Source organism: Pseudoxanthomonas sp. CF125, from assembly GCF_900104085.1.
Classification (GTDB): Bacteria; Pseudomonadota; Gammaproteobacteria; order Xanthomonadales; family Xanthomonadaceae; genus Pseudoxanthomonas_A.
Map to the genome: position 1 here is coordinate 169,721 of NZ_FNLD01000003.1, position 20,529 is coordinate 190,249.

Sequence of the window (20,529 nt, forward strand, 5' to 3'; positions counted from 1 at the left end):
GTCAGTGATTTCACTGCTCGAAGCCGTGGAACGCGACCAGCCGCGCATGCGAGTTCGACCGCCGCAGGTCCGCCAACGGTGCGTACTCGTCCGATTGCAATAGGCGGTCGATGGCCTGCATGTTCGGGAACTCCAGCAGCAACAGGCTGCGCGGCACCCAGTCGCCTTCGTAGACGTAGGGCTTCGGGTCCAGGCCCACCGGCGCACCGCCGTACTTCTTCACCAGTTCCAGCGCGTCACGCCGGTAGCTCTCGATGTTGCCGGCGTTGAACACCTGCATGTCGACGATCAGATAAGCGCTCATTTCGTTCTCCTGGGGTCTGGGTCAATCTTCGCGGTACAGGACCATGCCGGCGTGGTAGAGCACGCCGTCCACGAACTCGCCGTCGGCGGTGAAGCCGGTGTCATCGACGTAGTCGATGTGGTTGCCGGTGATGGTGTAGCTGCCCCGGTAGGCGCTCTGCTTGCGGCCGCGGGCTTCGTCGTAGCGGCCGTTGGGCAGCAGTTCGTGGCGGATGTAGCCATCGGCCGTGACCCACATGCCGGCATAGGGATGGGTTTTCATGACGGGTGTCTCCTGGTTGGGATCGGACGCGTTCGCGACCGACACGGCTGTAGCAAGAGGGGCTTCGCCGGCGACAGGAGCCGCGAAGGCGAGGACCATGGCGGGGATGCGGAATCGGTTGAAGCTCATGGCGGTTTCCGGATGGCGGCGCGGGACCGGAATCCCGTGCCGCAGAGGATTCAACCGCCGGTGCCGGCCAGCGGGCGCACGATGATTTCGTTGACGTCCACATCTTCCGGTTGCTCGACGGCGTAGGCGATCGCACGGGCGATGGCGTCGGCCTTCAAAGCGATGCGGCGGTACTCGGCCATGGCATCGCGCGCGACCGGATCGCTGATATGGTCGGCCAGTTCGGTTTCGACCACGCCCGGCGAAATGGTCGTGGCGCGTACGACATTGCTTTCCTGGCGCAGACCGTCGGTGATGGCCCAGACCGCGTACTTGGTGGCGCAGTAGACGGCGCCGGTCGGCACCACCACGTGCGCGCCGATGGAAGCGACGTTGACGATGTGGCCGCGGCCCCGGGCTTCCATGCCGGGCAGCACCGCGGCGATCCCATACAGCACGCCGCGGATGTTGACGTCGATCATCTGATTCCACTCATTCGTCTTGAGCGCGTTGAGCGGCGACAGCGGCATCACCCCGGCGTTGTTCACCAGCACGTCCACGGGGCCGAAGACCTGGGCGGCGTAGTCGGTGAAGGCCTGGAAGTCGGCAGCGTCGGTGACGTCCAGGGCGCGGTAGTCGGCTTGGCCGCCCTGGGTACGCAGTTCCTCGACAAGCTTCTGCAAGCGGTCGGTGCGACGGGCGCCGAGCAGGACGCGATGGCCCAGGCCGACCAGGCGGCGGGCGGTAGCTTCACCGATGCCGCTGCTGGCGCCGGTGATCAGGATGACTTTGCTGGGATACGGAAGGGTGCTCATGACGGTCTCCGGAGTTGCCCAACCGGTGTGGTTGGTAGGGAGGCCATGTTCCGGGCCGGGGCCTTTTCCGCGAAGACCGGATCGTCTACTGGTCTTGCCTATTTCTATCCGTACCCATGCGAGATACCCGAAACGGTGCTTGAATAGCACCTGTTCCTATTCTGCGGAGCCTGCGCATGCCCAGCACCCACCTTCCCATTCCGCCCCGGAGCGAGCCCCGGCGGCGCACGGCCGAATTGATTTCGCGGCTGTGTCCGACCGAGGGCTTCACCATGACGCCGCTGGACGGCGTGATGGCGATGCGCTCCAACGGCCCGCTGAAGCGCATGCCCACACTGTACGAACCGAGCATTTGCATCGTCGCCCAGGGCCGCAAACGCGGCTTTCACGGCGGCAAGACTTATGTCTACGACGCCCAGCATTTCCTGGCGCTGGCCGTGCCACTGCCCTTCGAATCCGAAACCGAAGCCAGCCCCGAGGAACCCATGCTCGGCCTGGCCCTGCGCGTGGATCCCACGCTGACAGCCGAGCTGGCGCTGGCCGTGGACGAAGCCGAGGGCCTCGCCGCGCACAAACCGATGACCATGATGGCCACGCCGATGGACGAGGGCCTGTGCGACGCCACCATGCGCCTATGCGAGGCACTGAATTCGCCGCTGGAGTCGCGCCTGCTGGCGCCTGCGATCTATCGCGAAATCACCTATCGCGTGCTGACCAGCGAACAAGGGGGCTCGCTACGCGCCGCGCTCACCCAGGGCGGCCAGTTCGGCCGCATCGCCAAAGCGCTGAGGCGCATCCACGCGCAGTACGAGCGCAACCTGGACGTGACCACCTTGGCCAGCGAAGCGAACATGAGCGTCCCCGCCTTCCACAACCACTTCAAAGCGGTCACGCACACCTCGCCGATCCAGTACATCAAGTCGATCCGACTGCATCAGGCTAGGCTGCTGATGATCCGCAGCGGCCATACCGCAGCCAGCGCGGCGGTGCGCGTGGGCTATGAAAGCGCATCGCAATTCAGCCGCGAGTTCCGGCGCCTGTTCGGCAACTCGCCGGCCGAAGAGGCCAAGCGCCTGCAGAAAGTGCTGTCGCTTTCGCAGCCGCTTTCATTCGCCAAGACCTAAGCTGCAGATCTGCCGTTCCGGAGGACGCGATGGAAGGTTCGGAACACACCTCGGCCGAATCGCTGGCGCGCCATGTCGGTGGCGCCTTGATGGCGACCGGCAGCGACCATGCCTGGAAAGACCTGCTGGTGCAGGTTTTCGCGCACAGACCGGTCGAGCCGGGCCTACTGGTGCCGGCCGTGCCCGAGCCCTTGATCACGTGGGTGCTGTCGGGCACTGCGGTTGTGGAGGAGCGGGAACTGGATAGCGAATGGGAAGCGCATCGCGTCGGCCCGGGCGATCTGTTCCTGACCGCGTCGGAGCTTCCGTACGAACTGCGCTGGCGGGCAGAAGGCGAGGAACCGTTCTCGGTGATGCATACGCATGTCGGCGTGCCGCTGCTGCGCCGCGCCTGGCGCGAACTGTCCGGACGCGAAGGCGAACCGCCCGGATTGCGTGAAGTATCGGGCATCAATGACCCCGCTCTGTCGGGACTGCTCGATTCGTTGCGGCGCGAGCTGGCCGCACCGCAGAGGCCGAGCCCGTTGCTGGTGCAGGGACTCGCGCAGGCGCTGGCGGTGCGGCTGATACGCGATTACGCGGATGACCAGAGCACCGCCGCGGCGCCGCGCGGCGGCCTGCCTGCCTTGAAGCTCCGGCGGGTGGTCGCGTCGATGGCCGAACGCCTGGACCAGGACTTCGACCTGGCCCGCAGCGCCCGCGTGGCCGGCCTGAGCGAATTCCACTTCTCGCGCGCCTTCAAACAATCCACCGGCTATGCGCCTTCGCGCTACTTCATCCGCATGCGCATCGAAACCGCGCGCAGGCTGCTGCGCGAATCCAACCGCAGCGTGATCGAGATCGGCATGGAGGTGGGCTATTCCAGCCCCGGCCATTTCTCCCAGCTGTTTCGCCGTGAAGTCGGGCTGACGCCCAGCCAGTACCGCGATCACGCCTGAGCACGACGGGCCGCAATATCCCGACAGGAGCCGCAAAACCGCTGAAGCCCCGGCGGCCCTGAAATCCCAGTCTGTGCACGTGCCCGCCAATCGGCCGGCACTTACCCACAAACTGGAGAACCCATATGAACCTCAACGGAAAAGTCGCGCTCGTTACCGGCGCCTCGAGCGGTATCGGCGCCGCCACCGCTCGCAAGCTGGCGGCCAACGGCATCAAGGTGGGCCTGGCCGCGCGCCGCGTCGATCGGCTGCAGGCTTTGGCGGAAGAAATCCGCACGGGCGGCGGCGAAGCCCTCGCGATCGAAATGGACGTCACCGACAGCGCCTCGGTCAATGCAGGCGTCGCGGCCCTCACCCAGGCCTTCGGCACCGTCGACATCCTGGTCAACAACGCCGGCCTGATGCCGATCTCTGACTACGACAGCTTCAAGACGGACGAATGGCATCGCATGGTCGATGTCAACATCAAGGGCGTGCTCAATGCCACGGCCGCGGTGCTGCCGGTTCTGATCGCGAAGAACGGCGGCCACATCGTCAACCTGTCCTCGATCGCAGGGCGCAAGGTGTTCAAAGGCCTGGGCGTGTACTGCGCCACCAAGTTCGCGGTGGCCGCGATCTCGGACGGCCTGCGCATGGAAGTGGGCCCGAAATACGGCATCCGCGTGACCTGCCTGCAGCCGGGCGCGGTGGAGAGCGAGCTGTTCGAACACATCAGCGACTCGGGTTACCGCGCGCAGATGGAAGACTTGAAAGGCCAGCTGACCTTCCTGAAGGCCGAGGACATCGCCGACACCGCGCTGTTCGCGTTGCAGGCGCCTGCGCATCTGGATGTGGCCGAGCTGTTCGTGCTGCCGACCAGCCAGGGCTGGTAATAGCCGGGCCGAGTTGGCCTGCGTCACGGAGTGCCCGGTCTCGCCGGGCGCTCCACTTCTTCAAGGACACCGTCATGAAGCACTACGACAAGCAGGATTTCCCGCTGGACCAGATCCGGCGTTTCCTCGAACCCGGCCCGATCGTGCTGGTCAGCTCAGCGCACAAGGGCGAACGGAATCTCATGACCATGGGCTGGCACATGATGCTGGGCTTCGCGCCGGCGCGTTTCGGCTGCTATCTGTGGGAGGGCAACCACAGCTATGAACTGATCCGCCGTAGCGGCCAGTGCGCCATCAACCTGCCCACTGCCGACATGGTGGATACCGTGGTCGGTATCGGCAACAGCTCCGGATTGGACGGCGACAAATTCAAGCGCTTCGGGCTGACCGCAACGAAAGCCGCCAAGGTGGCAGCGCCGCTGGTGGCCGAATGCTGCGCCAACTTCGAATGCGTGCTGGCCGATGCCAGCCAGATCGAGCGGCACGGTTTGTTCATATGGGACGTGGTCAAGGCGCATGTCGCGGTCTCGCCGAAGCGACCGCAGACGCTGCACTACCGGGGCGACGGCGAATTCATGGTGTCGGGACCGGCCATTTCGCGGAAAGCAAAATTCCTTCCTGGAAACCTGTAACCGCGTGTGTCGGGACCACGGGCACGGCAAATACAAATAGGCAAGGTCGCAAAACGATCCGGCCTGTTCGCAAAGCGCCACCAAGTAGACGATTCATTCCACGCCCACCGCCGGTGGGTGCCAACAAAACCCCAGGAGAAAATCACCATGAACGCCAAGACCAACGCCGACCTGATCCGCGCCCTGTACGCCGCCGTCAACGCCAAGGACCTGGCCACCATCGCCAGCTACGGCTGCGCGGACAGCGAGTGGCTGGATGTCCCCTTCAACTTCACCAGTACCGGGGAGAACGCGATCATCGATCCGTGGCGGGCCTGGTTCGATATTTTCCCGGACGCGACCTGCGAAGTGCGCAGTCTGGTGGACATGGGCGAATACGTGGTCGCCCAGGGTATTGGCCGCGGTACGCATCGCGGCGTGTTCCATTCCCCGGCCGGCAAGCTGGCGCCGAGCGGCGTCGCCATGCAGGTGAACTTCTGCGACGTGTACCGGTTGAAGGACGGCAAGATCGTCCGCGCCGATTCGTACTTCGATTTTTACGGGCTGTTGATGCAGCTGGCCCCGGAACTGAAAGCGGCGGCCTGAACCGAAGTTACTTCATGCGCCACGCCGGAGGGGAAACCTTTCCGGCGTGACCGTCCCTTTTCTTGAGGAGAAATCATGATTTCCAAGGTATGGTTCATAACCGGCTCCTCCCGCGGTATCGGGCTGGAGATCGCCAAGGCCGCCCTGACCGCTGGCGACCGTGTAGTGGCTACCGCCCGCGACAGGTCGTCGATCCCGTTGCCGTCCGATGACCGTCAATTGCTGATGCTGGATCTCGACGTAACCTCGCCGGGTCAGGCGGAAACCGCCGCCCAAGCAGCCGTTGAACGCTTCGGCCAAGTCGATGTCCTGGTCAACAATGCCGGCTACGGTCAGTTGGGCACCTTCGAAGAAGTCGCCGTCGAAGAGATCGAAGCCCAATTCTCGACCAACGTGTTCGGCCTGTTCAATGTCACGCGCGCTCTGCTGCCGGTGATGCGGAAACAACGTCGCGGCCGGATCTTCAACCTCTCGTCCACCGCCGGCATCGCCGGAAGCCCCGGCGCCTCCATTTATTGCGCGAGCAAATTCGCGGTGGAGGGCTTTTCGGAGGCGCTCGCAGCGGAGCTGGAAGAATTCGGCATCGATGTGACCATCGTCGAACCCGGTCCGTTCAGGACGAATTTTCTGGACGACCGCTCCGTACGCCATGCGGCCGCTTCAATCGCCGACTACGCCCAGGCCTCGGCTCGACGCAAAGCGGCCTACGATGCGCGCAACCATAGTCAGGGTGGCGACCCCGCCAATCTGGCTTCCGCACTGCTGAGCTTGGCGTCGAGCGGCGATGCGCCACTGCGTTTCGCGGCGGGATCTCCTGCGGTGGAGCTCGTTCTCAAAAAGGCTGAAGGGCTTCTGACTGAGGTCACTCGGTTTCGCGAGCTTTCCGTCTCAACCGATTGGCAGTGATGATCGATGGACTACTGGCCAAGCCTAGGAGCATGAAATTCCCGGCCCGAAGCATGAACCACTAGATCTTCGTCAAAGGCCAATGGATTCGCACCTGGTGGAACGAGTACGGACGAAGCGTGCCGATCAAGTTGGCGACGCGTGGCCGGTCGCTAGCGGAAAAGGCGACATGTCGGTCGAGGGCTCGTGGGTGGAAGTTCGGGCTGATCGTGGAAATTGTTGCAGAGCCCTCCAGTTTTTTGCGCCAGGTCTACAGTTTCGTCAGCTGTATCGCCCAGAAAATCTCGAGTTGGCTGCCGTGCTACGGGATATCCGGGAAGCCACAGGACAGACCCAGACCCAGTTCGCCGGAAGGTTGGGGCGCGGCCAGACCTATGTGAGTAAGTGGGCGGCGTTCGATGGTGGTTAGCTTCTCAGAGCCCCAACAACTGCTTGGTGACCGCCGCGCCAACTTGCCCGATAACCTCAAGGCTGGCCGATCCTCCGACTTTAGCCAACCGCTCTTTCACCTTGGCCCAAACCGTGTCGTCGCGAAGGGTGGCGATGAAGTCATGTCCTGCTGGCGTAAGACGTGTCACGAGCACACCGATTGGAATCGTGGGATCGCTTCCAGTCGACGAATATCGTGGTTGCGGCCCTTCGGCATATCCCGCCTTTACGATCAGCGCCATGTGATAGGCGACTTGATCCCTGGTGTATCCAGAAACCGCATGGCTGTCGTTGACATAGTCGCTGGCGACCTCGAAGTCGAGCATTAGCGAACGGATCAAATCGTCATCGCGCCGCATGAGAGAACTCCTTAGTGGACTGGCACACCCTAGAGGTGGTCGTTCTCAGCCCCTGCGATTCGCGAGCAACGATTGTGCTACTGCGCCCATGATTTTCCGGCTGCCCGCACCCATCGAATAATCTGAGCGCTCAGATCAAGCCCTGGTAAGACGTTGCCTCCGACCTGCAAGCAAGCCGAGTTTGCCTTTCAGTAAAAGTTGGCCGAAACGGCCAACTTTGCTTAACGAGTGCACCGGGCGCGAAAAGCGTTCAGAACTGGCGGGTCTCCCCCTAACGAGGGCGAGCTACCCGGCCATCTTATGGTTCTGTATTCAGTACAAGTTGGCCGAAACGGCCAAGTTATGCTTGCTCCAGCACAACCCATTCGCCCAGTCTGCTTGGTGGGCCCACCAGGACTCGAACCTGGAACCAAAGGATTATGAGTCCTCTGCTCTAACCATTGAGCTATGGGCCCGTATAGGGGTTTTATGCGGTTTGGCGAGAACGCCGTTGTAATTTTGGTGTAACCCTGCGGCTGGTCAAGCGGTGCTGCAGGGTATCCATGGCGTCCCGCATCGACGCAGCGTGAGTATATCTTTCGGCCATAGCTCGCGTCTTCCACCCGCCCATTGCCTGGATCGTTGCTGCATCGATGCCGGCTTGAGCCGCATTCGTCGCCGCGGTATGTCGCATGGTGTGCGGAGTGACGTGCTTTGTGATGCCGGCACGCGCCACACAGCGGGCGAAGATGGAATTCATTTGGTACGCCCTGCCCGACTTCGCGCGCGCTGAGGCGAACAGCAGATCCTCCGGCGCCATATCGGCCGTCAGCTCGCCCAGATACTCGGCAAGAATCTGCGGCATGGCCTGCTCACGGCGCCCGGCCTTGTCCTTGCCGATCCACAGGATGCGCCGGCCGGCATCCACGTCGCGCGCGCGGAGGTTCAATGCGGCACTGTGGCGCAGCCCGGTGTACAGCGTGATCATCACGAACGGGTGCGCCAGGAGCGACTGGTCGCGCTCTGCAGCTCGCAGGAGACGTTGCGACTCAGCAGGAGACAGATACACCAGCTTGCCGGCAGGTTCACGCTGGCGGGCCAGGAGGGGCACCGCCGCGAGCTGTCGTCGACGGCGCATTGTGTTGAGCATGTGCAGCAGCGCCGATCGCTCTCGGTTGATCGTGCCCGCGCTGGCGCCCTCTTCCTTGCGTTTGCCAACATAGGCGAGCCAGTCATCATCGGTGAGGCGCGCGACGTACTTCGTCCCCAAGTGTGGCTTTAGGTGCTCCGTGAATCGCATGGTCTTCGACGTGATGTCTTTGCCGTCGTGATTCTTCAAATATTTCAGATAGTCGTCAGCGGCCGTGGCGACCGTAAGCGAAGCCGGCTGCCGGCTGCCTTGCACACCGTGGGACGCCGTTCGCTTGCTCGCCTTGAGCGTCGCGATGACATCTTCCGCCTGCGTCCTGGTGTAACCCTCCGACTCAAGGCCGATGACCTGGTGGTGCCGCTGACGATTGACCATCACGTTGACCGCCCAGCGCCCATCACCGTTAGCCAGGCGCGTGTACGTGATCCCGTGTTCGCTGAGCGATGCGCCAACCTTGAGCGCGCGCATACTCGGTCGCGTCAATTTCACGAATGAGGACATTAGAAATCCACCGGCCCGACTTTCGCCATTTGGTCATCCCAGTACTGGGCTAGCTCTTCTTCGGCTACTCCCTGTACGAAGCCTTTTTTTGACAGTTCGAATAGCTTCTCGTCTTCATCGAACCTCTCTTCGTCACTTTTCAGCAAGCCCACAACTCTTACGAAGTACTCCTCCTCTGGCGTGCGCAAGGACGCCGGCATCCATAGGGCCCGTTTGCCCGGACTTCGAAGCAACTTTGCTGCCCATGCCTCATCTGGCGAGGAATACCCTTCTGGAACCTCCACGTGCATGCGTGCTGGAAGGGTCTCCCCATCCATTTGATAGCTTTGCAGCGTGCTTGCCACGCAGTACTCCACTGCCTTGCTCAGCGACACACGCCTGTGGCGAGCCAGCATCTCGAGCCCGAGACGGACCGGGGCCGACAGCGCAATGCTGAATTGGTCAACTTTCAGGCCCGGCGGCAGCTTGGGACGTCCAGGCGGGCGTTTAGTTTTCTTTTCCCCGCCTGCCATCTAGACCCTTACTGAGCTCGTAGTTTCCGCAGTGTACGAAACTAGTTGACTCATAGCCACGGCTGGCATATGTTTATTTCGTACATTTCGAACACTACTTAATTAGGAGCGAATATGAACAGAAATGGGGCGGCGATCGCCCAAGAGATTGCAGGGCGCCTGGCCGTAGATGCGGCTTCCGAGTATCTCGGCCTGAGCACCTCCACCCTCAACAAGATGCGATGTGAGGGGCGCGGACCGAGATACCTGCGGCTGGGAGCACGGATTTTCTACCGCAAGGAAGATCTAGACCACTTCGTCCTGGCCAGCATAGTTGAAACCACCGATAGCAGGGCCGCCGCTTAAAAAAAGTACGGGCCAAGCGCTGCCGCGCCTGACCCGAAACCATCACCGTTTATGAGGAAACGATCATGGCAATGTCAATTGTAGCTGCACCGGCCAACCAAGAGGTTCGGCCATGACACGCAGAGGGCTGCCCTACACGGGCATAGAGCAAGTACAGGCGTCAGTACTCCAAATTTTTGATGTCCTTGGTCAAGGCGTTGTGTCAGCAGAGGTGTTGCGGGATAGAGCACGCTGCCTGGGGGGCAGGAAAGGTGAGTCATTGCTGGCCTTAATCGACCTCGCCTCAATGCTCGAGAAGCGCGCCGAAAGGCGTAGAAGGCCAATGCCGGCCGTGACCAATCCGGGCTATCGCAAAGGTACTAGTAACCAACCGACGACTTGGTCGAATTGCCTGTGGCAGCCGCCGGGCCATTGCTCATGACCGCCAGAATCATCCAGTTTCCAACTTGTCGCGCGCCGGGAGACGACGAACTTCCGGCCTATCGGTCAGATGCGATCAAGGAACACTATAGCTATCGGACGCACGACGGTTATGAGAAGCATGCGGACGCGATTCCCTACTTCGATGCGCTCGCGAAGGTTGTCCGAGCGGATGGAGAGTCCGCCAACAATTTCCCCTTGCGACAGGCTCGAGTTTGCATTCGGCACCTGCAGATGAGCAGGCGACGCTGATGAACCGGGCATATCCATGCGGAAGGGATCTTGGGCTTGCACATGCCCAGCAGGCCCTGCGAAGCAGCACGGCAATGGCGTCCGGGACGGATGACACATGAGGCGAATCACACCAGAACAGGCAGTGATTATCCAGCGGTCATGCCTGTACCCAGAGGGACGCGCCACGGCTGAAGACATGCTCAACAGGTACCGCGCTGCGCTGGCGTCCCACACGGCACATATGGCGGACCAAGCTCGTTGGCTGGAAGAGGGGCGAACTGCCAAAGAGTCGATGGAGTTCAACATCGCGCTATATCAGGCTGCACTGAAAGGAGGGGTTGAGGTATGAACGTCCACCGAGAAACGTGCAGCGGCACCCTCCTCCAACAACTGCCAGATGTCGCCGATGGCCTGTCCGCGCGCCTGCACAAGCTAGTGCAGACGCGGGATCCCGAGTTGGCCGACCAGATTATCCGAGACTCCAGTGGCTTGACGGCCCTGGCGTTGCGAATTGCAACGGCGCTGCGCCGTGAGACGGAGCGGGGCCATGAGCAGCCATGAGCGCGCCATCTCGCCCGTCGACGAACTCCGACTCCTTCGTGCGGCCACATGCGACCCGCGACTGTGCCGCGGCGATGTGGCGGTGTTCGCGGTGATTCTTCAACACCAGAACTTCGAGGGGGTCGCTTTCCCAGGAAAGAACCGACTCGGCAAGCTCGCTGGGTTGGCGCCGCGGAACGTCCAGGCACGCGTTTGCAAGCTTGAAGAGACCGGGTATGTGGTCGTGGAGCGCCGAGGTCAGCGGTTGGTAAACAGGTACACCGTCTGCCGCCGGATCGACACTGCAACTGGTGATGCACATGTCTCCAGACCAGATATCACGACTGGTGATGCTGGTATCCCCAGTGACGTTGAGACCAGGGAAGCAACTGGTGATGCCGGCATCACCCAATCTGGTGATGCACGTATCCACCATCTGGTGATGCCGGCATCTCCCGAACTCACTACTAACTCACAATCTGAACTCACTGCCGTTTCGATCATGGCGCGCAAGCCAGCAAAGAGCCGTAGCGGGGCTACCTTCAGCGAATGGATCGGAGGGTTAGAGCCTGATGAGTCTGCGATACCTGAGAACCATAGTGTCATCGCCTACTGTCAAAGGATCGGGCTACCGGATGCGATGCTTGAGCTGGCATGGGAGGTCTTTCGAGACCGCTACTCCGCCAACGCGACGAAGCGCTACAAGGATTGGCCCCAGGTATTCAGGAACGCCGTCGAGGGGAACTGGCTGAAGCTCTGGTATATCGAGAACCAGCAGTACCTTCTGACGACGGCCGGCCAACAGGCGGCGCTCGCCCATCAGGAAGCCGCATGATCGCGCACAGCTACATGGGGAGGGGTAGGTCAAAAGTCCGGGGCAAGCTTTTCCCGATACGTGCGCCCAGCCAAATATTTGCATCTCCAAAACTCAGAAGTTTCCCCAATGACCGGTAGACCCCGCACGCCCACCAACGTCCTGGAGCTTCGGGGGGCGTTCAACGCACATCCCGAGCGCAAGCATGAGCGACAGGATGAGCCTGTACCAGCCGGACCGATCGGTGAAGCCCCGAAGTGGATGAAGGCGCCCGAGAAACGCTGCTGGGACCACTTGGTGGCCTCTTCCCCACCCGGCGTGCTGGGCGACTCGGACCGCGTGTACCTGGAGGTGGCGGCAGAGCTGCTCGCTCTCAAACGCCGCGTGGGTATCGAGAACATGGAAGCCGCAAAGCTCAATCGATTGGAAACCATGCTCGGAAAGCTCGGAATGAACCCTGCGGATCGATCTCGCGTAAAGGTCAGCAAGTCGCGGCCCCGAGACAACGAATTCACGAGCAACGGCCGGAGGCCTGGCGCATGACTGTCGAACTTCAGGCAAACCCACTCGTGGAGGCCTTGTGGGGTGAAATGAGAGAGACCCACGCCGCTATTGAGGCCGGGGACCACGACCTGGCACTCCGAATCCTCGACGCCCGCTGCAGACCTACCCTGCCGGCTAAGGCTCCGCTTGAAGGAATTCCCACAATCGGCGGTCGTATAGCTGCCCAAAAGCTGCTCCAACTGCTGCCGATGGGGCCGTTGTCAGAGCTACACAGGTCGCCCTTCCAGCAAGCGGCGTGCTTCGTTGGTGTGCTATTGCAGCGAAAGTCGACAGACCTCACGCCAGAAGACTGCCTTGTCGCGACCAGCATGCTCGCGGATTTCGGCGTCGCTTTAGTTTGGGATCACGGCCAAACGTGAACCCGAATCAGACGCCAGATGCAGACGCCTTCATGCGAGCTCGGTTAGCAGGCTGTAGGAAAGGCGGTGCCCGATCTGGCCGGACACGCCGCGAGAACGGTAAGCGCATTAACGTCGAAATCGCAATTCGCAACCGCAGGCTCGCCGGCACCTGGACCCGCGATACGGCGGGAGCCATCGCCCGCTATCTCGGCGTAAGTGCTCGCTATGTCCGTTTGGTAGCCGCCCAGATCGAAACACACAAATAAAGCGGAAATGAACTTGGTTCGCTTCCGCTTCGGATGGCTTAGTAGGCATGGGCGCAACCTCACGCGGAGCCACAGCATGATCAACAAACACAGCCATCCTCAAATGTCCTTGATGGCCCTGGTCGGCCCAGGCCTGATCGCGGGAATGATCGCTCATGCGCATGGTCGAGACCCTTCCTCCTTGACCAAGGACCGCGCTCAGAAGGTCGCCGGCTGGGTTCAATCCAAGCAGGGTCAACAGGCGGCATTCGCGGCCAGCTACGGAATGGCTGACTCGGCAATTGCGCGCGCTGCGCAACCTCAACTGAATGTCGCGGCCCAGGCCGAGAAATTCTATTCGCACGACCATCAGAGCCGCCTACGCGATCTGAATCGTCGCAGCATCTAAGCTCAAGGAGCAAACGTGAAAACACTGAGTGACGACCCAGAGTATCGAGTTGCCGTGGACACGATGAACGAGCTCAACGCAAAGAAGCTTGAGGTCGATCGGCAAATTCTAGAAATCGAGGCTGGGTTCGGCAAAGTTCCAGAAGAGAACCCAGACAAGGTCGCCGAGGCGCTTGGCTTGAAACCGGGTTGCGTCGATGCAGTTCCTAACGACGGCGCCCGGCTGCAAACGCTTCGGCAGCAAAGCCAACAGCTTAGTGCCGCCATCAATCTGCAGTGGGATAAGGCTTGGACCGCCCGTCGATACGCAGGTTACCGCCTGTTTGCTCAGAACGCCGGCAACCATCAAAAGCTCACAGCCCGCCTGGTAGCTATGGCGGACTCCCTCATCGAGTTGAACAAGGAGCTGCAGACGGAGACAAAACGTCTCTACGCGCTGGGCTGCGACGATGCCCCGGCAATCCAATTCCCAAGTTTTGGACTTACAGAAAGGCTGCCCTATTGGCGCGATGAGCTCGAAGATCAGCGCCGCAACGTCGACAAACTGGTAAAGGCATACGCAAATGACAAGAAGTAAAATCGGCCTGATAAAAGCGCGGGTACTTGTGACCGTTGAGATCAATGGGAAGATCAGTCAACCAAACGACGTGATCGAGGTCGACGACGACACATTGTGGGATCGCAGAGCCTCCCTCGACGCGGATCCGGCCGCCGTCGCCTATGCGGAATCCTTGCACGCGAAGGCCAAGCGGAAACGCGAACTCGAGCGCGAACTTACTTTGGAATGATTTCCCACACGGACAAGGTGAGAGTGTCCGTATCCGCGAAACAACCTCACCAGTGCGGGCAGCTGCCCTTCACCATAGCTGTGACCGCACGGAATGACAACCCTTTGAGCGAAACGTTAGAACGTTAGGAGCACCTCATGTCTCTCGGCAAGGTAAGCGTCGCGATAGAAGCACAGATGGCGGGCTTCGAGTCCGACATGGGCCGTGCTGCGCGCGTCGCCGAGAAGAACTTCAAGAGCATGGAGAAGGACGCCAAGCGCGCCCAGGCCCAGTTCAAAGAGTTCGGCAAGCAAGTCGGTGTTGCGCTGGTAGCCGCAGGCACCGCCGCTGCGGTGGCCTTGAAGTCCTCTATCAACGCCATGGACGACATGTCCAAAGCGGCGCAGAAGGTCGGAACTTCTACCGAGGAATTCTCCAAGCTGACATATGCCGCTGGCCTGGCCGATGTCTCGATGGAAACGCTGGTCGGCAGCCTGGGCAAGCTGACGAAGGCGCAGGCAGCCTCCCTGAGCGGGACGGGGGAGCAAGCCAAGATATTCGAAGCCCTCGGTATCGCGGTCAAGAACACAGACGGCAGCATGCGGGAGTCGACCAACGTCCTGGCCGACTTTGCCGATCGCTTCCAGGACCTGAAAGGGTCTCCGGAAGCAATGGCGGCAGGCTTCTCGCTGTTCGGGCGCAGTTTCCAAGAGATGATCCCACTGCTGAAGGATGGTGGTGATGGAATTCGGGCAGCCGGCGAGGAGCTTGAATCATTCGGTGGTGTGCTCTCCACCGAAGCAGGCCAGCGAGCCGAGCAGTTCAACGACAACCTGACCAAACTATCTACGGCGGCCAAAGCGCTCGGCACCGCCGTCGCCTCGGATCTGCTTGAAGACCTGGTCGCGCTTACCGAAAACTGGGTGCAATTAGCGAAAGACGGCTCAACGCTGAAGGAAACTGCGCACGAAATCGCGGAGGTCCTTCGCATGGCGGGCAAGGTCGCCGATTTCGTATGGGCGCCCTTCAAAGCTTTGGGCGATGTAGCGGCCGGCGCCGCTATGGGGTTCGTCGGTCTGGCCGAAGCCGCGAAGGGTGTGCTGAACCTCGACTGGGACCAGATCCAGCGGGGTATGAATGTCGCCAACCAAGGCGCCGATCTTGCCTACTACGGAGAAGAGAAGGCATCGGCTCGTAACCCAGGTGCGTACTCGGATGCGCCAAAGGCCTCCCGAAAGCCTCGGGTGCTGTTCTCAGACACAGACGTAATGCCAACGTCCATGCTCGGGCCCGCGGTCGATGCCCATTCCCGGCAACTCCGCGCGGCGCTCGCCGGCCCTTCAAAGAAGGGCAGCGCAGGTGGCCGCAGTTCGAATAGGGAAATGCCCGACTTCGCCAAGGAGGCGCGAGCTGAGCTTGAAAAGCTTGTTGCAGTGGAGGCCCAGGCTCGGAGTGAGTTCGAGGCCATGGCTGCCCAGCTCGCCGGCCCAATGGCAGAGGCCGCGTATAGGTACGCCATTGAACAAGAAAAACTGAACGACCTTGCCAAAACGGGGGCGATCGACGCGGAGAGTTTGGCCGCGGTACAGGGCAATCTCTCAAAAGAATACGAAGCTCAGAAGCAAGCAATTGATCTACAACTCAACCCTTACAAAGAGGTCAACGCCGCGATCGAGGAGCAGTTGCATTTGCTTGGTCTGACCGCCTCTCAACAGGAGGTTTACAACAATCTTAAAGCGGCCGGGGTAAAGGCAAACTCTGTGTTCGGGCAGTCGATAGAAGCGAACACGCGGCTGCTGCAAGAGCAGCGCGACGCGATGGAGGACCAGGTAGGCGCCATGGACGCGGTCCGTGATGCAGGGGCTGGCTGGCTTTACGACATGACCACCAGTTCCAAGGGGTGGAAGGAGGCGACGCTCGACGCGCTGGACTCTGTCTACAAGCGCTTGATGCAGATGATCTCCGAAAACCTTATGGACCAGCTGCTTGGAAAGCAGGGCGATCCAGGGGGCGGAAATGCTGGCGGGTGGCTCGGCAATCTGTTTGGTTCGTTCTTCGGCGGGACGAGCAGCAGCACGACCGCTGCATCCGATGCAGGCAGCGTCGTGGATCTCTTCTCGGGGGAGTGGGGCTTCGCAGACGGCGGCTATACGGGGCCGGGCGCCCGCAACAAGGTCGCAGGGCTTGCCCATGCAGGGGAGGTCGTGTGGAGCCAGGACGATGTCGCGCGCGGCGGCGGTGTCGCTAATGTTGAGTCGATGCGGAAGGGCGGCGGTAGCCGCGGAGGCGTCGTGCAGAACATCGCTATCAACTATGCGGCGCCATACGACCCGCGCACCGAGAGCCAGAAGAACGCGCGCCTGGCGTACGAAACTGGACAGGCTTCCAGGAGGAACAACTAATGGCCTTAACAGCGATGTTTGAATCTAGAGGAGATCAAAGACAAGGTCGAAGTTTGTGTGGCTTTTCCGCGCCTTGAATATGTGTGCATTTGGCAATTGGTCTCTGCACAATGCGGTCATTTCTTCGATGACGCTTTGTGGCATTCTGCAGCCGAAGTAGATCGAATCGAATATTCTTGCATTCTCCCGTTCGTCCACGTGTGGCACGTCACGCGGTTCGCGGATCAGCGGCCAATAGCATCGCCATTCACGCTCATATGACCAATCCGCGTGCTTCATGAAGACCGTTTCCCAGACAAGTGAATTCAAGTCAATCTTCTTGACGCCTGTGAAATGCTCAGCCAACTGCAAGGCGGTCCCAGCCTCGACATACTGGTCACTGTAGGTGACTTTTCGCGCAGCGATCAGTGGATGGTCGATGTCATCCAGACACTTTAGTTTAAATGCCACACCGCGGTGCTCTTGTGCGTAATGAGACCACATTACGACGTTGTTAACGTCTTCCGCGACGCATAGAATCTTTGCGTGGACCATCTCCGTCGCAACGCTCTTGGATAGCTTCTCCAGATGGTCCGGAAGTGTTGCGGCTAGTTTATCCGCCTCCTCACGAAACACCTTCTTTAGTTCGTCGGGTGAGAACCTCTCACGGGCCTCGCGCAAAAAGTTCCAAGCGATGTGCAGGCGATTGTGAGGATCGAAATAGTCTGGAAGACTGTCTGCAAGCACCATCTCACAATTGCGAGCGCAGAACGCATCGGCAAACTCTCCTGGATCAATGCTTGCGACCAACCCCGTCTGGGTGTCAAACGGGTCATTGAAGACTAGAGGGGAGCTCCAACGGAGCGTTTTGTTGGAAATTATTATTCGCGCTGTTTCAACGCTGGAGAACTTGTAAAAATGGTCGCGATTGTGAAGTCTCGACAAAATGCCTCCTTCCACTCATCTTTCACCACGGATAATTTCGTCATTCAGCGTGCGTCCGCAGATAATAATCTGATTCTTCACTTCAAGAATTCCTTCCAGTAGATCGCCGACCATATGGGAAGGATAGGCCTTGTCGTGTTCGAAACTCTCCGCGCGAATTCCAGCAATGCCATCTGCGTACGAGAGATGCAGACTCTGCTGAACTAGCATTCTGTGCTTACTGGTATTTGAGTAGGCTGCGATGTACTGAAACCAATCAGATTCTGCTAACAAATCCAGTTTGTTGCGTAACTCGGACTCCGGCAGACTCCGCCGGACTCTGTGAAAGTCACAGGATTCCACCGACATTGGCGGGTCCAACAGCAGGACGTTGCATAACTGAGCCAAGTGGTCGTAGGCGTTTCGGGCGGTGTGGATACAGGCGGTAACGTTTGCGCGGATTACAAGCATGCTGAATTCATGCTCGTCTGTGGATGAGAACATGAGCTCGTGATTCTTAATGGAGTTTGGGTCTTCGTCGATAGGGACTGATCGCAAGGCATCGCGAGCCTCGCAGAAGTGGTACTTGAAAATTCGATCTGCCCAGTCAAGAGATGTTACGAACGCCAATGCGACCTTTCTCTCTTTCGGCAAGGTGCGGATATGTTCCCGAAGCTCTTTCAGATTCCAACGCTCCCGTTCCAAAGGAAGATCCTCCGCTGAGTTGACAGTCAATTGCACCACTGCTTCTCGCACGGGACACCATCTTCGTTGCCATCCATCTTTGTATTCGGGCAATGCTTGATGAAGTAGATAGCCTCTGCGCACGAACGCATTTGCGAACAGTGAGTTCGTTCATCACAAGCGAATTTCGCAGGGCCGGATTCGTTAGCGGCTGAGCTGTGGGACTGCGCTGCCGAAGAAGCCGAAGCTGGTTCATATGCGCCGGTGTCGACCATGGGCTTGAACTTGCCGTATGCGAGCCAGGCCAGCACAGCAATAACTATGGCGAATAGTAAATTTTTCACAGTGAGCCCCCACCCGCGGTGGTCGATCATACCGCCCCTGGCAGACCGTCCCCGGAATAGGATGGACGATCCAGTCAGGCGTGGACGCTGATCACTGCTGCGTCCCTGTTGCGCATCTCTACTACGACCGCGGTAGTTACCCCAGTAGCATCGTGGCGGGCGCCGGCCATTATATCCGCGGCCTCAAGGGCGTCACCCCACTTGGCGAACCAGCCGCAACCTTCTATCCCATGGTATAGGTCCCAGCCGGACATGGCCGGCATGATCACGAAGAACTCAGCGTCCATACGAAAGCCCAGCATCTGAAGAAGTTGCCCCCGGCCCAGCTAACCGCTTGCTCAAGGCGGGACCCTTTTCCTTCTGCAGAGCGACAATTCTTGTCAGCGCAGGGGCATGCTTCCGGGGGCAGGATTAGGATGCCGCGCGCGCTGAGCTGGCGCAGTCAGTCAATGGCGCCATGTGGGGTAGGATTTGTCTTACACCACTGGAGGACCCGATCGTGGAGGAACAAGATGGCAAGCCACAAGCATTGTCCCCCGGCATTCTCAGGCTGATCGACGTGCTGGCCGATGAGCTGGTGGCCGACTATCTAAAGGAAGAACAGGAAAAGGCAAAGCTGCGACCTCACGGTTTTATCGACGCTTTAGACCCCGCGAGCGCGGAATACTGCAGCGGCGAAAGCCCTCCGAGCGAATAATGAGGTCTAGAAAGGTTGTAGCGAACTCGCCAATCCTCCAGCATCCTTGCCGCCTCCGGAATCGAGGTGATTGCGTAGCGACTCAGAACCTCGAGGCGCATCGTTTGATTGAAGCGCTCGACCAAGCTGTTCTCGGTAGGCGAAGCCGGTCGAATGTAGACACGATTCACAACAGCTGCCTTTGCCCAGGCTATGTAGTCGCGGCCTTTGAACTCCATCCCATTGTCGCTGCGTATCGCCTTCGGCGTTCGTCCGATGGACCGGATCTTCCTCAGGCATCGCACGACCATTACCGTGGACCTGCGCTCAGATACTTCAGCAGCCACACACTCACGATTGAAATCGTCCACAATATTGAGTATCCAGAAGCGTTTCCCGCCTGTGGTTACGTGGGTCATGAAATCCATTGACCACATTTCGTTCAATGAGAACTGCGCTTGAATAGGGCGGCTCACGCGAAGCGGAACCGGGGCTAGGCCTTCAGCAATCGGCCTTCGGTTGGTGATCTGAAGTTTGGCATCCTCATACACCTGCCGTAGCTGTTTTCGGCCGTATGGTTGACCCTGCAAGATCGCTTCGAGAACCTTGTTAAAGCCCTGGCCGGGATTCTGGTCGAAGTAGCGGGTCATATCTTCCACGATGCATTTGGTCGCATCACTCGAGAGTTTGGGGCAGCCCGCAGATGGCGAAACCCCAACTATTCGGTTGGCTTCTTGACGCGATAGCCCATGGCGCGCACGAACCGGGGTAGCGAGTAATGCACGCTTCCGACCGTTCGGTTGTAGGTGTCTGACCACGCTGACGGTTATCTTCAACAGTCGCTCCACTTTGCGCAGGCGATTCCTTAGAAGCGTTTCCGTGTGCTTGGCACGCTTATCCGTGTTTCGGGGCAGCAAGTAGGCCTCATACGAACGAAGTCTCAGTACACGACATACCGTCCCGTAGCTGAGCTGGCATCGCTCAGCGATCTGATAGCGGCTCGCGCCATTCTTATAGGCCTGAAGAACGCGTGAGACTTGCTCTCTGGTCAGCACGCTGACGACACCTGTTTCGGGCAATGCTCACCATAACTTCTTGGATCCTGCGTTCGGTGTGAAATATTTACGTATCAAAGTCGGATTTGACAACAGATGATGGACTAACCCGCCCGTCCCGAGAAAGAAAGAATGACAAGCCCAGAGAAGATCGCCGCCATGGCCGAAGCATCAAAGATTGTTATTGCACTCATACAGGGCAACCCTGGGGTCTTTATAGCGGCCAACGCGGACACAGCGGCAGAAAGAACATCGAAGGCCTACGCCGCAATTTATAGCCAAATCCAGAAATCGGTCGACGGATAACCCGAC

22 protein-coding genes and 1 tRNA gene are annotated in these 20,529 nt (G+C 59.8%); 12 read left to right on the forward strand and 11 right to left on the reverse strand.

Translation table 11 applies throughout. From position 1 onward, the window contains the following. Positions 1–10 precede the first annotated feature (10 nt). The 3 genes from BLR66_RS14270 to BLR66_RS14280 form a co-directional block, all read right to left on the reverse strand. Entirely contained in the window at positions 11–304 is a 294-nt protein-coding gene (locus BLR66_RS14270; protein WP_093288384.1) for a DUF1330 domain-containing protein, read from the reverse strand. A gap of 21 nt (positions 305–325) precedes the next feature. Beyond that, complete coding sequence (locus tag BLR66_RS14275) at positions 326–664, reverse strand: Atu4866 domain-containing protein (RefSeq protein ID WP_093289872.1); 339 nt, start codon at positions 662–664, stop codon at positions 326–328. A gap of 80 nt (positions 665–744) precedes the next feature. Further along, the gene (locus BLR66_RS14280; RefSeq protein ID WP_093288387.1) at positions 745–1,488 is read right to left on the reverse strand and encodes an SDR family oxidoreductase; all 744 of its coding nucleotides are present in this window, start codon (positions 1,486–1,488) and stop codon (positions 745–747) included. Positions 1,489–1,664: 176 nt separating this feature from the next. On the opposite strand from BLR66_RS14280, the gene BLR66_RS14285 reads away from it, so the two are divergent. From BLR66_RS14285 to BLR66_RS14310, 6 genes are all read left to right on the forward strand, one after another. Continuing rightward, on the forward strand, positions 1,665–2,612 hold the full coding sequence (locus tag BLR66_RS14285) for an AraC family transcriptional regulator (RefSeq protein WP_093288390.1): 948 nt from the start codon (positions 1,665–1,667) through the stop codon (positions 2,610–2,612). A gap of 29 nt (positions 2,613–2,641) precedes the next feature. Beyond that, positions 2,642–3,550 (forward strand): helix-turn-helix domain-containing protein, encoded by a 909-nt coding sequence (locus tag BLR66_RS14290; RefSeq protein ID WP_093288393.1) that lies wholly within the window; start codon positions 2,642–2,644, stop codon positions 3,548–3,550. 125 nt (positions 3,551–3,675) lie between these two features. Further along, a complete protein-coding gene (locus BLR66_RS14295) occupies positions 3,676–4,422 on the forward strand; it encodes an SDR family oxidoreductase (protein WP_093288395.1) in 747 nt (248 codons plus the stop codon). Positions 4,423–4,496: 74 nt separating this feature from the next. Then, entirely contained in the window at positions 4,497–5,054 is a 558-nt protein-coding gene (locus BLR66_RS14300; protein ID WP_093288398.1) for a flavin reductase family protein, read from the forward strand. Positions 5,055–5,201: 147 nt separating this feature from the next. Beyond that, positions 5,202–5,639, forward strand: a complete 438-nt coding sequence (locus BLR66_RS14305; protein ID WP_093288401.1) for a nuclear transport factor 2 family protein — start codon at positions 5,202–5,204, stop codon at positions 5,637–5,639. Positions 5,640–5,714: 75 nt separating this feature from the next. Then, positions 5,715–6,545 (forward strand): SDR family NAD(P)-dependent oxidoreductase, encoded by an 831-nt coding sequence (locus BLR66_RS14310; RefSeq protein ID WP_218119657.1) that lies wholly within the window; start codon positions 5,715–5,717, stop codon positions 6,543–6,545. A gap of 413 nt (positions 6,546–6,958) precedes the next feature. On the opposite strand, the gene BLR66_RS14320 is transcribed toward BLR66_RS14310, so the two are convergent. The 4 genes from BLR66_RS14320 to BLR66_RS14335 all read right to left on the reverse strand — a co-directional run bounded on the left by BLR66_RS14320 (position 6,959) and on the right by BLR66_RS14335 (position 9,475). Next, entirely contained in the window at positions 6,959–7,333 is a 375-nt protein-coding gene (locus tag BLR66_RS14320) for a DUF2513 domain-containing protein (RefSeq protein WP_093288407.1), read from the reverse strand. Between the two features lie 379 nt (positions 7,334–7,712). After that, positions 7,713–7,788, reverse strand: a tRNA-Ile gene (locus BLR66_RS14325). An 11-nt stretch (positions 7,789–7,799) separates the two neighbouring features. Continuing rightward, positions 7,800–8,930, reverse strand: a complete 1,131-nt coding sequence (locus BLR66_RS14330) for a tyrosine-type recombinase/integrase (RefSeq protein WP_176943892.1) — start codon at positions 8,928–8,930, stop codon at positions 7,800–7,802. Positions 8,931–8,962: 32 nt separating this feature from the next. Continuing rightward, positions 8,963–9,475, reverse strand: a complete 513-nt coding sequence (locus BLR66_RS14335) for a hypothetical protein (protein ID WP_093288412.1) — start codon at positions 9,473–9,475, stop codon at positions 8,963–8,965. A 1,546-nt stretch (positions 9,476–11,021) separates the two neighbouring features. Between BLR66_RS14335 and BLR66_RS14360 the strand changes: the two genes are divergently transcribed. The 6 genes from BLR66_RS14360 to BLR66_RS14385 all read left to right on the forward strand — a co-directional run bounded on the left by BLR66_RS14360 (position 11,022) and on the right by BLR66_RS14385 (position 16,555). Next, positions 11,022–11,849 carry a hypothetical protein gene (locus tag BLR66_RS14360; RefSeq protein ID WP_093288426.1) on the forward strand — a complete coding sequence of 276 codons (828 nt, stop codon included), beginning with the start codon at positions 11,022–11,024 and terminating at the stop codon, positions 11,847–11,849. A gap of 108 nt (positions 11,850–11,957) precedes the next feature. Beyond that, positions 11,958–12,371 (forward strand): hypothetical protein, encoded by a 414-nt coding sequence (locus BLR66_RS14365; protein WP_093288429.1) that lies wholly within the window; start codon positions 11,958–11,960, stop codon positions 12,369–12,371. Between the two features lie 704 nt (positions 12,372–13,075). Then, complete coding sequence (locus BLR66_RS14375; protein ID WP_143014655.1) at positions 13,076–13,387, forward strand: hypothetical protein; 312 nt, start codon at positions 13,076–13,078, stop codon at positions 13,385–13,387. 15 nt (positions 13,388–13,402) lie between these two features. Continuing rightward, positions 13,403–13,963: a hypothetical protein gene (locus BLR66_RS14380; RefSeq protein ID WP_143014656.1), complete on the forward strand. Its 561-nt coding sequence runs from the start codon at positions 13,403–13,405 to the stop codon at positions 13,961–13,963. Then, positions 13,950–14,174, forward strand: a complete 225-nt coding sequence (locus BLR66_RS19000; RefSeq protein ID WP_143014657.1) for a hypothetical protein — start codon at positions 13,950–13,952, stop codon at positions 14,172–14,174. Before BLR66_RS14380 ends, BLR66_RS19000 begins: the two co-directional genes overlap by 14 nt. A 137-nt stretch (positions 14,175–14,311) precedes the next feature. Next, on the forward strand, positions 14,312–16,555 hold the full coding sequence (locus BLR66_RS14385) for a hypothetical protein (protein ID WP_093288441.1): 2,244 nt from the start codon (positions 14,312–14,314) through the stop codon (positions 16,553–16,555). Positions 16,556–16,579: 24 nt separating this feature from the next. Here BLR66_RS14385 and BLR66_RS14390 read toward each other — a convergent pair whose 3' ends face one another. The 4 genes from BLR66_RS14390 to BLR66_RS19005 form a co-directional block, all read right to left on the reverse strand. Beyond that, positions 16,580–17,479, reverse strand: a complete 900-nt coding sequence (locus BLR66_RS14390) for a DUF2971 domain-containing protein (protein ID WP_143014658.1) — start codon at positions 17,477–17,479, stop codon at positions 16,580–16,582. Between the two features lie 15 nt (positions 17,480–17,494). Next, complete coding sequence (locus tag BLR66_RS14395; protein WP_176943893.1) at positions 17,495–18,214, reverse strand: hypothetical protein; 720 nt, start codon at positions 18,212–18,214, stop codon at positions 17,495–17,497. Next, positions 18,190–18,516, reverse strand: a complete 327-nt coding sequence (locus BLR66_RS19515) for an excalibur calcium-binding domain-containing protein (RefSeq protein ID WP_093288449.1) — start codon at positions 18,514–18,516, stop codon at positions 18,190–18,192. Before BLR66_RS19515 ends, BLR66_RS14395 begins: the two co-directional genes overlap by 25 nt. Positions 18,517–19,110: 594 nt before the next feature. Continuing rightward, positions 19,111–20,217, reverse strand: coding sequence for an IS3 family transposase (locus BLR66_RS19005; protein WP_176943894.1), 1,107 nt, complete (start codon positions 20,215–20,217; stop codon positions 19,111–19,113). Positions 20,218–20,529 lie beyond the last annotated feature (312 nt).

What these genes read in the sequence shown, in the direction of transcription:
- BLR66_RS19000 (WP_143014657.1), top strand. Translation starts at nt 13,950, where the DNA reads ATGACAAGAAGTAAAATCGGCCTGATAAAAGCGCGGGTACTTGTGACC.
- BLR66_RS14360 (WP_093288426.1), top strand. Translation starts at nt 11,022, where the DNA reads ATGAGCAGCCATGAGCGCGCCATCTCGCCCGTCGACGAACTCCGACTC.
- BLR66_RS14310 (WP_218119657.1), top strand. Translation starts at nt 5,715, where the DNA reads ATGATTTCCAAGGTATGGTTCATAACCGGCTCCTCCCGCGGTATCGGG.
- BLR66_RS14385 (WP_093288441.1), top strand. Translation starts at nt 14,312, where the DNA reads ATGTCTCTCGGCAAGGTAAGCGTCGCGATAGAAGCACAGATGGCGGGC.
- BLR66_RS14295 (WP_093288395.1), top strand. Translation starts at nt 3,676, where the DNA reads ATGAACCTCAACGGAAAAGTCGCGCTCGTTACCGGCGCCTCGAGCGGT.
- BLR66_RS14375 (WP_143014655.1), top strand. Translation starts at nt 13,076, where the DNA reads ATGATCAACAAACACAGCCATCCTCAAATGTCCTTGATGGCCCTGGTC.
- BLR66_RS14285 (WP_093288390.1), top strand. Translation starts at nt 1,665, where the DNA reads ATGCCCAGCACCCACCTTCCCATTCCGCCCCGGAGCGAGCCCCGGCGG.
- BLR66_RS14335 (WP_093288412.1), bottom strand. Translation starts at nt 9,475, where the DNA reads ATGGCAGGCGGGGAAAAGAAAACTAAACGCCCGCCTGGACGTCCCAAG.
- BLR66_RS14270 (WP_093288384.1), bottom strand. Translation starts at nt 304, where the DNA reads ATGAGCGCTTATCTGATCGTCGACATGCAGGTGTTCAACGCCGGCAAC.
- BLR66_RS14330 (WP_176943892.1), bottom strand. Translation starts at nt 8,930, where the DNA reads ATGCGCGCGCTCAAGGTTGGCGCATCGCTCAGCGAACACGGGATCACG.
- BLR66_RS19515 (WP_093288449.1), bottom strand. Translation starts at nt 18,516, where the DNA reads ATGATCGACCACCGCGGGTGGGGGCTCACTGTGAAAAATTTACTATTC.
- BLR66_RS14290 (WP_093288393.1), top strand. Translation starts at nt 2,642, where the DNA reads ATGGAAGGTTCGGAACACACCTCGGCCGAATCGCTGGCGCGCCATGTC.
- BLR66_RS14320 (WP_093288407.1), bottom strand. Translation starts at nt 7,333, where the DNA reads ATGCGGCGCGATGACGATTTGATCCGTTCGCTAATGCTCGACTTCGAG.
- BLR66_RS14280 (WP_093288387.1), bottom strand. Translation starts at nt 1,488, where the DNA reads ATGAGCACCCTTCCGTATCCCAGCAAAGTCATCCTGATCACCGGCGCC.
- BLR66_RS14365 (WP_093288429.1), top strand. Translation starts at nt 11,958, where the DNA reads ATGACCGGTAGACCCCGCACGCCCACCAACGTCCTGGAGCTTCGGGGG.
- BLR66_RS14300 (WP_093288398.1), top strand. Translation starts at nt 4,497, where the DNA reads ATGAAGCACTACGACAAGCAGGATTTCCCGCTGGACCAGATCCGGCGT.
- BLR66_RS14275 (WP_093289872.1), bottom strand. Translation starts at nt 664, where the DNA reads ATGGTCCTCGCCTTCGCGGCTCCTGTCGCCGGCGAAGCCCCTCTTGCT.
- BLR66_RS14305 (WP_093288401.1), top strand. Translation starts at nt 5,202, where the DNA reads ATGAACGCCAAGACCAACGCCGACCTGATCCGCGCCCTGTACGCCGCC.